This is a genomic window from Amycolatopsis sp. NPDC003731, assembly GCF_053586895.1.
Window position 1 is genome coordinate 1 of the sequence record NZ_JBSFNC010000226.1, and the last position, 10853, is coordinate 10853.

The window sequence follows — 10853 nt, forward strand, 5'->3', positions numbered from 1 at the left end:
CACCGGTTCTTCTCCCACCAGCCCGACCTGAACTACGAGAACGTCGACGTCCAGAACGCGATGATCGACGTCCTGCGGTTCTGGCTCGACCTCGGCGTCGACGGGTTCCGGCTGCACGCCGTGCCGTACCTGTTCGAGCAGGAGGGCACCAACTGCGAGAACCTGCCCCGCACGCACGAGTTCCTCAAGCGCCTCAGGCAGATCGTAGACCACGAGTACCCGAGCCGGATCCTGCTCGCCGAGGCCAACCAGTGGCCCTCGGACGTCGTCGAGTATTTCGGCGACCCGGCGGCCAGCGGCGACGAGTGCCACATGGCGTTCCACTTTCCGCTGATGCCGCGGATCTTCATGGCCGTGCGACGCGAATCCAGGTTCCCGATCTCGGAAATCCTCACCCATACGCCCGAAATTCCCCCTGGCGCGCAATGGGGCATCTTCCTGCGCAACCACGACGAGCTGACGCTGGAGATGGTTACCGACGAAGAGCGCGACTACATGTACGCGGAGTACGCCCCAGACCCGCGCATGAAGGCCAACACCGGCATCCGCCGCCGGCTGGCCCCGCTGCTGGACAACGACCGCAACCAGCAGGAGCTGCTCACCGCGCTACTGCTGTCGCTCCCCGGTTCGCCCGTTCTGTACTACGGTGACGAGATCGGCATGGGAGACAACATCTGGCTCGGCGACCGCGACGCGGTGCGCACCCCCATGCAGTGGACCCCGGACCGCAACGCCGGGTTCTCGACCTCCCCCTCGGACCGGCTCTACCTCCCGGTCGTCACCAGCCTGGAGTTCGGCTACCAGGCGTTGAACGTCGAAGCCCAATCCAGCCGAGCCTCTTCTCTGCTGAACTGGACCCGGCGGATGATCGAGCTGCGCAAGCAACACCACGTGTTCGCCGAAGGCGACTGCACCGACCTCGGCGGGTCCAACCCGAGTGTGCTGACCTACAGGCGCCAATGGCGCCGCCCGGACGGCGGCGAGGACGTCGTGCTCTGCGTGAACAACCTGTCCAGGTTCTCCCAGCCGGTGGAGCTGGACCTGCACGAGTTCACCGGCCGGACACCGGTCGACTTGCAGGGCGGGGTGAGCTTCCCGGCCATCGGCGAGCTGCCGTACCTTCTCACGCTGCCCGGGCACGGTTTCCTGTGGCTCCAGTTGACGCTCGTCGATCCGGAGTCACCATGACAGGCAGCGAAGCGGGCTTCCGGCCGCGGGTCTTCATCAGCCACAGCGCCCACGAGCCGGAGACCAGGGAGCGGTTGCAGCAGATCGTCGAAGCCCTGACGGACCTCGGCTTCCACCCGATCGTCGACTACGAGCGCCTGCGCAACGGCGAAGACTGGTGGGCCGAGGTGAGCGCGGAAATCCGGTCGGCGCACGCCGTGCTCTTGCTCGTGTCGCCTTCGGCGCTCACCTCGACGCCGGTCCTGCGCGAAACCATCGTCGCGCTCGAGGACAGGGTCGACAACCGTGGCCTCAACCGGTTGTTCGTCCTCCGCATGGACGTGCGGGCGGCTGAGATCAGGGAAAGCCAGCTGGGCAAGGCCGGGCTGCACGACGTGCACGCCGACGCACTGCCGAGCGGGGAAGCGGTACGGGCGGTCCTGTCCCGGATCCTCGCGGACATCGATGCCTACCGCAACAACTCGTCGGAAGAACTCGAGGGCCGGCTCCGTGCCCAGCTGGAGCGGCTCAGCCCCACGTCCCTCGCGACAGCAGCCCGTGTCCTGGGCCTCGACCCCGACGCCGTGCGCGGAGCCGCGTTGATCAACAACCTCGCCCGCCGGTTGCTGAACTTCGACGGTCCTCCGCTGGACTGCGTGCGCCTGGTGCAGCGCTTCCTGGAGAAGGCGCCACCCCCGGCCGAAGACGCCGAACTGCTGGTCGACCTCCTGGTCGCCTCGGCGGCCCTCCCGGAGTCCGTTCGCGAGGACATCACCCGCGTGCTGGCCCACCCCGACCGGAAAGCCGTTGGCATCGCCGTCTCCCAAGCCCAGACCGGGCTCCTCTACCTGCGCCGCGCCTGCACGCAATGGCTGCCGTGGTACGCGTACTCCGCCGGATCGGTTTCCTCGGAAGCCCACCTGGAGCGCTTGCTCGGCGACGTTCGCGCGCAGTTGGTCGAACGACTCGGCTACCTGGACGAAAACCCGAACGACAGTGAACTGGCCACCGAGCTCGACGCCTACGAGAAGGCGAGCGGCCCGATCGCGGTCCTGGTGGCGGCCCCACCGGACCCGCGGCTGCTCCGGCAGCTCCAGGGCCGGTTCCCCACGTTGCTGTTCCTGTTCGTCGCCGGCAACGACCATCCGGCCAACCCCATGCCGGGCATGGTCTGGGTCCCCCCGCCCCTACCGCCCGACGACGAGCGGGGTTTGCTGCGCATCCGCAACCAGCTGCGCATCCGGCACAACCTGGTTGCGGCCGGCTGAGACCATTCGAGCCGGTAGTTGCAAGACTTCGAGGCTCCACATTGACGAGCTTTGAGTTTCATCAAAGAGAAGCTCAGCGACCGGTGGGTAGGCGAGACTGGCGCGAGCCCCACGCATGAGGTTCGTCAGCCTGAAACCTGGCAGGTGGGCCGCAAGCGCCAGGCCGCCTAAAGGGCCGGACTCGGTGCGGTTCGCTGCGGAACATCGCCTTCCCGCTCTCCGGTACGCTGGCCGCCGCAACCGAACGAAGCCCGGCGCCAGCGCTCGGGCGGCCGCAGTCTGCGCTACGGAAGTCGGGACATCGCCGCCACGATCGCCTCGAGAGATCGTTCGCGAGATTCATACCAGCGGATGTAATGAAGGTCTCGCAGCGTTCGCCCCGCACCAATCGGTACATCCGGGACACGAGTCTCATCGAGAAGGACCGGAATGAACCAACCACTGTCGACAGGCCGCCTCCGAAGCTGCTCGACAGCCAGTGTCAGCTCTTCGCGCATGTAGGTAGCAGATCGACTCTCCAAACTTCCGGAAAAGCAGCAAATGAACCCTGCTCCACCTTCGATCGCTCGCCGAATAGCCACCTTCCAATCATCACCGGGCAAGAGTTCATCGACATCTCGCCAGGTGCGCACACCAATTTTTTCAAGCTCACCGCAAAGCTGATCGACATCTTCCGAGTCTTCGCGAACGTAGGAAACGAAGACCTTGCGAGTACCCACGGCCAGCAATGCGCGAGCTTCGTTCGCCACGCGCCGACCACCCTCGGTAAGAGAAACGAAATTGCCAATCGTCATAGACAAGGTGCCACTGTCTGCTATCGTGTATTCTATCCCTTCGATGAGTTTCAAGTCAACTAATTCGAGAAACGCTTCGGGGTTGGCATCGTCGAACCACTCGGGATGGTCGAGCACCGAATGATCGGGACGACGATTGAGCAGGTCCACCAGGAGCTCTTTATGGTAGCCTTGGATGCGCAGAGCCGGATCCGAGAAGCGTCGATCGTCAGTCACCCTTGAACTCTATCGCTCGACGAAGGCGACCGTCGAGGCAGGAAACGCATCGCCGACCGGCGTCTTCAATTCTCGAGGCCGCGCCAGCTACCCGCGCGGCGACGGGCAAGCGTTTCTTCGTTGAGCACACGAGCTTGCTCGTGCTCGCCCAGGCTGGACAGGTCCAGCGCAAGGTTGGTGGCCGAGGTCAACGTATCCGGATGATCCGCCCCCAGCACGCGACGACGCCGCGCAAAAGTCTCCTCGTTCAGCACACGCGCCCTCTCATGCTCGCCGGCGTTCCACAGGGTCAACGCGAGGTTGGTGGCCGAGGTCAACGTATCCGGATGATCCGCCCCCAGCACGCGACGACGCCGCGCAAAAGTCTCCTCGTTCAGCACACGCGCCCTCTCATACTCACCAAGACTCCACAAGTCGACGGCGAGGTTGGTGGCCGAGGTCAACGTATCCGGATGATCCACCCCCAATGCCTCCGTGCGATGCCGACAGACACGTTCGAGGAGCGAACTCGCCGGCCGAGGTTCGCCTCGGGCGTGGAGGTAGGCGGCGGCGCGGTCGAGCAGCCAAACCACTTGCTCGGCGACCGAATCCACGTTCCGGGTGTGATCGGTAACAGCCAGGACATGGGGCAAAAGCTGTCGCCAGAGCGGCCCATCGGCCGGGCTCGCCCACTCCGTTCCCTGTATGGCGCCGGCGAGCAGGTGAACGACGACTGTGTCCCAGCAGCCATTGGGAGCCGGCTTGTCGCCACAGGTGCGCGCTCGGAGCAGTGCAGCTGGAACGCGGTGCAGTTGCAGGGTTTCGGTGGTGATGCGAGCGAGGCTCTGCCTGCGAAGTACGGCGGCGACCTCGGCGAAGGCGAGCGGGTCCGCAGCGACCTCGGCCAGCGACCGCGGGAGCGGACCGGCGTGGTCGGTGAACAAGCTGAGCGGAACAGGCTCCGGCGCCAGCCAACTCGCCACGGTCAGCAATTCCAGTGCCGCAGGGTGGTCAGTGGCGAGCCGGTCGAAGGTCAGCACCCAGGACGCTGCCAGTGACACCGGGTACCCACCGACCGGTTCACCGTGTGCCAGGACTTGTTCGGCACGCTCATCGAGCAGATCCAGATAGTACTGTGCGCTCCAGCCCGTTTCAGCCAGCAGAGCTGCCGCCTGGTCCACGGCCAGCGGCAGATCCCCCAGGGCTGCCGCGATCCGGCCGGCGTCGTCCTGGCCCAGCTGGGCAGCTCGGGAGCAGAGAACCTGGATCGATTCCGATCGGGTGAAGTCACCCATGGCCAAGGGCTTGGCCGTACCGTTCCAGTCTGGGTTGCGGGACGTGACGATGACGTGACCGCGGCCGCCCGGCAGGAACTTGCCCACGGTCGCCGGCTGGTCTGCATTGTCAAACACCAGCAACCACCGTTCTCGGCGCCGCAGCTCACCGAGCAGCCGGGCGAGTGCCACGTCACCACTATCTGTGGTGCCAGCCAGGCCGAGAGCACGGGCCAGTTCGGCGAGCCGGTCCGGAATCAACGCGATGTCAGCCGGTATCCACCACACCACGTCGTAGTCGTCGCCATACCGGTGCACATACTCCAGTGCGGCTGTGGTCTTGCCGACCCCGCCCATGCCGTGGACGGCTTGGACGATCGCCCGGTGGCCGGTTACGAGCGCGGTCCGCAGCGCCTCCAGCAGTTCTTCACGCCCGGTGAACTGCACGGAACGGGCCGGCACGCCCCACACCCGAAGGGACTGCGCCTCCGAACCCGGCCGCGGCAAACTGGTCAACGCGTGCAATACGGCGGTCTCAAGCTGATCAGGCGACGAGACCGTCGTTACAGTCAGCCCGCAGTCTCTCAGCCTTCGTCGGAAATCATCTTGGCGGCCTCCGTACTGGGTGTCGCGGAACAGCTCGGCGGTGCCCCCCGTGTCAGCATCGAGAAAGAACACCAGCCGGGGCAAACCGGCTTCGGCCGCGGCTTCGAATTCCAATTCGGTGTAGGAAAGCTCGGGGCGATCGCGCACCGGGGAGCCGTAGCGAAAACCCACAATGAGTACGAAAACATCCGCCGCGGCCACTGCTTCCTCGCACACTCGGGCAGAGGTCTCGTCCCTGGCCGGAAAGTACTTCATATCGACCGGCGTGTCACCCGCATGGTGGATAGCCGACTCGGCTGCTGCGACGAACGACCGCCCGGCTGGCAGCCGCCGCAGCTCCGAGGTGTGGCTGATGAATACCCGCCGCGCCGGGTTCTCCCCACTCACGTCATCCAGCATCCCAGGTCCCAGTTCAGCTCTCGGAGGCCGGGCCGGGCTACACGACCACTGCGGCGGTCCCGCATCGGCACCCAGCCGCCGACGAAACCGCAGAATACGCCGCCGCACCGCGACGCCCTGCGACCGGCGTGCTTGCCGCGACGTACGGTGCAGTGATTGCGCGTTCATTAACCTTGTGCGTAAGTTCCGAACCCCTCGGCTAGCATCGGCGGCAGGGGCCACGGTCGAGTCCGTCTTGCGACCGTTTCGGTCGGCCGAGTCCGGATCCGAGTTCTGGAGGACACAAGAAGCTTGGCCTGGGACCTGCGGGCAGCCACGATGATCTCATGACCGACCCCACCGTCACCCTGCTCTGGCGCCGGCAGAGCGTCTGGTCCCAGGCGGCCAGCCGGCTGAAGGCGCGCGTCTCACGTGCTCGGACGACCGCCCTCACGCTCACCATCACGGGGGCAGTGCTCGGAACGGCGTCAGCCGAGCTGCTCGAGGCCGCCGCCGTTCCGGGGCGGGTTCTCGCCGCCTGTTCCTGTATCGCCCTCGCGCTCGCCTCGTACGTCATCGCCGGAGCCGGACCGCAGGTGGTCCGGGATTGGACGCGCGCGCGATCAGTGTCGGAAGCGCTCAAGGCCGATGTCTACTGCTACCTCGCCGGGGCCGGGGCGTACCGAAGCGGGAACCGCGAGGCGATCGGGCAGCGGCGACTGGAAGAGCTGACCTCCTCAGCAGGGGACCTGCTCAAGCACGTCGCCGGGATCGAGCCCGTCCGGCGGCAGCTGCCGCTCGTGAACGGCATCGATTCGTACGCCGAAGAGCGCGTACTGAGCCAGCTCGAAACCTACTACCGGCCGAAGGCGCGCAAGATGGCCGAACGAGTGCGGTGGGGACGCCGGTTCGAGGTAGGGCTCGGGGCGTTCGCCGCCGTACTGGGTGCCGTCGTCGCAGTGTTCCCCGCCGCCGCGGTGTCAGCCTGGATCGGCGTGGTCACCACGGTCGCGACCGCGATCGCCGCGCACGTCAGCGCCGCTCGTTACGAACACCAACAAATCGAATTCACCCGGACGGCGGACGAGTTGGAGCGGCTTCTGGCCCGCCGTTCCAGCGCCAACGGCCTCGACGATGACGCCTTCGTGCAGGCATGCGAGCGCGTCATCTCCATCGAGAACGAGGGATGGATGGCAAAACTCGGCATCGACGAGGACGCGTAGACGAGATCAGCTAAATCAACCGGCAAGCTTCTCGCGCAGAGCGTCAACGAGACCTACCATCTGCGCGGGCGTGCTTCCTCGATACACGACACCGTCGGGGATATGGTCCGGCAACTTCCCGCAATCCAGCAGCAGAATCCGATCCGGGGCCTTGCTCGCCGCTTCTTCGTATTCGATCTGCGTCCAATATTTCGTTGCGTAGATCTCGGTACTGATCACCAGCACGTAGCGGCTGCTGACGCCGTAGGTGTTGGGCAGTATCTTGTTAAGGTTGGTGCCCCAGAGTGCCGCGTCTTCCTCGGGAGCGTAGAAGACCTTGAATTCGGTGCGCAGCCGCCGGTGGATCTCGCGGGCCAGTGTCTCGTCCTCGGAGGCGTAGGAGATCGCGAGGTCCCACTCCAGCTCGCCGGGGTCGCGGTCCAGGAACCAGTCGCTGAATAGCTTTGGCCCGGGCAGGAGCCGGTCGGCATCGAGCCGCAGCGCGCCAATGCTGCGGCCGAGGCGCGCGGCCTCGCGATGCCTCGACCACGGCTTCTGACGCAGTTGCGCACGGGTGACGCCGCCCGCGGGCAAACAGCGCAACAGGGCTCGACCGCCTTCACCGAGCTGCCGTTCCCATACTTGGAACGTCTTCGACGCCATGTCGAAGACGTCGTCCTGCGCGTCTTCGAACGGCGTCCCGCCGTAAAGCGCCGCCAGCAGCCGCGTCGTGAGCCAGGCGTGGCCGCCGCACAGTTCCATCAGGCTGTCGACGTCGATGCCGGGCACGCCAGCTGCCAGCTTCTCGACCGCGTCGCGGTCCAGCGGGTCGATGAAGTGCGATTCCGCGGTGTTCAACGGTGGCGACCCTTTGTCCTCGGGGTCGCGGAACGACGCGAGTACCGGACCCCCGGCTAGCAGGATGGCGATGTCGTGGCGCAGATGGGTATCGTCCAGCCAACGGAGAAAGGCAAAGAAGCCTGGGCCCCATTGGGCGAGCAGGACCTTGTCGGCCTCGTCGATCACCAGGGCGAGCGGTGACGCGTCGCGCAGCGCGGTCGCGACCTCGTGCCGGGACGCGCTGTGGTGGGTCGTCTCCTGCTTCCCCGTCGCGATGCCCAGCAGCGCCCCGAGTGCCGCCTGCTCGGAAGTCAGATCCCAGCCACTCACGTCGGTGCGCAGCAGTGCACGGCCGACCAGATCCGGCGTCAGGTGCCGGGTGAGCGTCGTCTTGCCCGCGCGGCGCCCGCCGATGAGCAGGGTCGACCGGCCGTCACGCAGGCCCTCGGCCAACCGGGACAACGCCGCGTCCCGTCCGACGAACAGCTCCTGGGAAAGGAAGGGGTTCGGCATCCGGTCAGCACTCCTCGTCCCGGAGCCACGATCGGAAAAGTCCGATGTGGACTGAGTCGCCGATCAGGCCCTGCGCCCGGAGTGCCGCCCGCGCTGCGCGCTGCGCCGACGTCGGGACGAAGCCCGGGATCGGTCGGCCGAGTGCGAGATTCCGCACCACAGCCTGTTCTGCGGCGGTCATGAGCTGCCATAGGTTGTTGCGGAAGAAGAACCCGATGGCGTCGTCGTCGTACAGGCGGTCCAACGCGGCGGCCAGGTCGCTGCCGGTCAGGGCGTGCCTGTCCCGGCGTGCCCGGCTCGCCTCGGCAGCGATCGTTCGGATCAGCGACGGATGGCCGCCCGTCTTTTCGAACAGTTCACGCACGAAGCCTCCGGAAATCCGGTCGATCGCCATCGCCTGGCCGATGTCCCGGACCATCCGCTCGACGGCGTCGCGATCCAGGAGCGTCACCGGCACTTCCTGGAAGAAGGCGAAGAACGGGTTGGTGCCGGCCGGACCGAGGTCGTTGTCCCGGTTGACGCTGGGGCGGAGGTCGGCTCCGACGACCACGACGTGGCGCCGGTCGCTCTGCGCCAGCGCGCGCAATGCGCCGGTAGCCCGCACCCACTTCCGGGCCGCGTGGTCCTCGCCTGGCGTGGGATAGATCCGTTCCAGTTCGTCAAGGATGACCACTAGGTTCCGGACTGGTTTCCCTTGCGATCGCAGGTACGCTTGCCGGTCCTCCAGTGCAGCTTCCAGCTCCGTCGCGGTGGCCGGCGAAGAGGACACGAACGGCCAGTCCTCGTGTTCGGCGCGTCCCCAGTTGTCGAACGCGGCTTCCATGAGCTTGAACAGGCTGCCTGGCCAGTCCTCGCTGTGCCGGTCGAACCGCTGGAGGTCCACTACGCACACCGGCCGATCGGTCAGCCGCTGGCGCAGGATATTGAGCAGGCTGGTCTTGCCCACTTTGCGCAATCCGGTGATCAGGACGTTCTCGTCCCGGCGCAGGGCGCTGCCGATCGTGTTGAGCAGTAGGTCGCGACCGTACAGGAACCGTTCGTCGATCAGGGCGTTCTTCGTGTCGAACAGATTGTCCCGGTTGCCATAGTCGCGCTCGAGCTCTGTGAGGAAACCGGCGACGCGTTGGTCGGCGTACGCGGCCCGCAGCGACCTCGCGCTGACGGTGATCACCGGGGTACCGCTCAACCGCATCTCGTCAAGCGCGATCCGAGCGTGCCGCGGCAAGTCCGCGGTGTGCACGAAATAGCCGAGCTGCCCGTGCGACAGGTGGCGGGCGAACCGGTCGAGGTCGGCCGGGGCGGCGTCGTCGGAAACCCATACCGGGCCTGGCCACAGCAGCTCCGGAACCTCGTCGTCCATCTGCAGCGGCCGGTGGGCCGCCGCGAACGCGTCCCGCACCATGGGCGCCGCGCTCGCCATCTCGGCGTGCCGTCCATCGGCCGGCGGGCTCGTGGTCAGTTCCCGCCGGGCATCCACGGCACGGAGCACGCTGGTGGCCAGGGTATCCAGCGCGTCGGATGTGGCTGCGTCGAGCCGAATGCCCTGTCGGGAAAAAAGGGGAAGCGGGAAGCTCCGCTCCACGTCCGGCGACAGCGAGCCGACGGCGACGCGGATGGTCAGAGCATCACGACGCAGCGCCAGATCGATCTCGCTTCGCTGTTGCCGGTGCATTCCGCTCTCGGTGAGCAGGACTACCACCGCGTCGGACAGCTCCAGCTCGCGATCGATCGCCCCGCCGATTTTCGCCCCGGGCGCGATCGACATGCCCGCGGTGCGGACGACCATGCCGTTCGCCTGAAGCGCGTAAACGATCGCATCGGCGATGACTGTGTCGTTCGGCGAGTGGGAAAGGAAGATTCTCGGCGAGCCCTTTTCCTGGGTGGCGACGCTCTGCTCTGCGCGTCGGGTGTCCCGGTCGCTCGGCCGGAGCTGTCGCCGTCGAGCGGCTGTGAGGCGATCGAGGGCCAGCGCCTGCATGTGTTCGCCGAGTTGGCGCAGGTCGATGGCAAGGTTGGTCGCGGACGAAAGCGTGTCGGGATGATCCGAGCCCAACCGCCGGCGACGGCGGTCGAATACGTCCCGGTCTAGTTCCTTCGCCTCCTGGTACTCGCCGAGCAGGCGCAGGTCGATGGCAAGGTTGGTCGCGGACGAAAGCGTGTCGGGATGATCCGAGCCCAACCGCCGGCGACGGCGGTCGAGAACGTCTGTGTCCAGCCGCCGGGCCTTCTGGTACTCGCCGAGTCGGCGGTAGGAAGCGGCCAGGCTGCTCATTCTCACTAGCGAGGTGGGGTGGTCGGGATCCGAGAACCTTCGCGTCTCGGCGAGCAGCAGCTCGAGTTCTTCGGCGGCGCGCCGTGGCTCTCCGTTGTCGACCAGCCATTGGGCGAGGCTCGCGTGGGTGGCATGGGTGCCGGGGTGTTCCGGCCCAAGGATTCGCTTCTGGTCCTCGAGCAACTGAGCTAGCTCGGTGACCGCCGCGTCCGGATCGCCCGACCTGCCGCGCCATTGTGCCAGGTTGTGCCGCCCGGGTCGCGCTTGTGGTGGTGCCCCACCGGTCCCCTCGCGCTGAGCCCGCTGCACGCCGCCGGGTACCACGACCCGGACGACGAGCCCGG

The 10853-nt window shown here is 66.6% G+C and carries 7 protein-coding genes; 3 read left to right on the forward strand and 4 right to left on the reverse strand.

What is annotated here, in order from left to right:
* Window positions 1-1188, forward strand: a 1188-nt coding sequence (locus ACWDN5_RS44310; protein WP_449680485.1) for an alpha-amylase family glycosyl hydrolase, incomplete at its 5' end; no start/stop codon positions are given.
* Entirely contained in the window at window positions 1185-2435 is a 1251-nt protein-coding gene (locus ACWDN5_RS44315) for a toll/interleukin-1 receptor domain-containing protein (protein WP_449680486.1), read from the forward strand. The genes ACWDN5_RS44310 and ACWDN5_RS44315, both read left to right, overlap by 4 nt.
* A 284-nt stretch (window positions 2436-2719) precedes the next feature.
* Here the strand turns inward: ACWDN5_RS44315 and ACWDN5_RS44320 are convergent, their stop codons facing one another.
* Window positions 2720-3445 (reverse strand): toll/interleukin-1 receptor domain-containing protein, encoded by a 726-nt coding sequence (locus ACWDN5_RS44320; protein ID WP_449680487.1) that lies wholly within the window; start codon window positions 3443-3445, stop codon window positions 2720-2722.
* 65 nt (window positions 3446-3510) lie between these two features.
* Window positions 3511-5703: an FxSxx-COOH system tetratricopeptide repeat protein gene (gene fxsT, locus ACWDN5_RS44325; protein ID WP_449680488.1), complete on the reverse strand. Its 2193-nt coding sequence runs from the start codon at window positions 5701-5703 to the stop codon at window positions 3511-3513.
* Between the two features lie 326 nt (window positions 5704-6029).
* On the opposite strand from fxsT, the gene ACWDN5_RS44330 reads away from it, so the two are divergent.
* Complete coding sequence (locus tag ACWDN5_RS44330; RefSeq protein ID WP_449680489.1) at window positions 6030-6905, forward strand: DUF4231 domain-containing protein; 876 nt, start codon at window positions 6030-6032, stop codon at window positions 6903-6905.
* A 15-nt stretch (window positions 6906-6920) separates the two neighbouring features.
* Here ACWDN5_RS44330 and ACWDN5_RS44335 read toward each other — a convergent pair whose 3' ends face one another.
* The gene (locus tag ACWDN5_RS44335) at window positions 6921-8237 is read right to left on the reverse strand and encodes a TIR domain-containing protein (protein ID WP_449680490.1); all 1317 of its coding nucleotides are present in this window, start codon (window positions 8235-8237) and stop codon (window positions 6921-6923) included.
* Window positions 8238-8241: 4 nt separating this feature from the next.
* Window positions 8242-10833, reverse strand: a complete 2592-nt coding sequence (locus ACWDN5_RS44340; RefSeq protein ID WP_449680491.1) for a tetratricopeptide repeat protein — start codon at window positions 10831-10833, stop codon at window positions 8242-8244.
* Window positions 10834-10853: the final 20 nt, after the last annotated feature.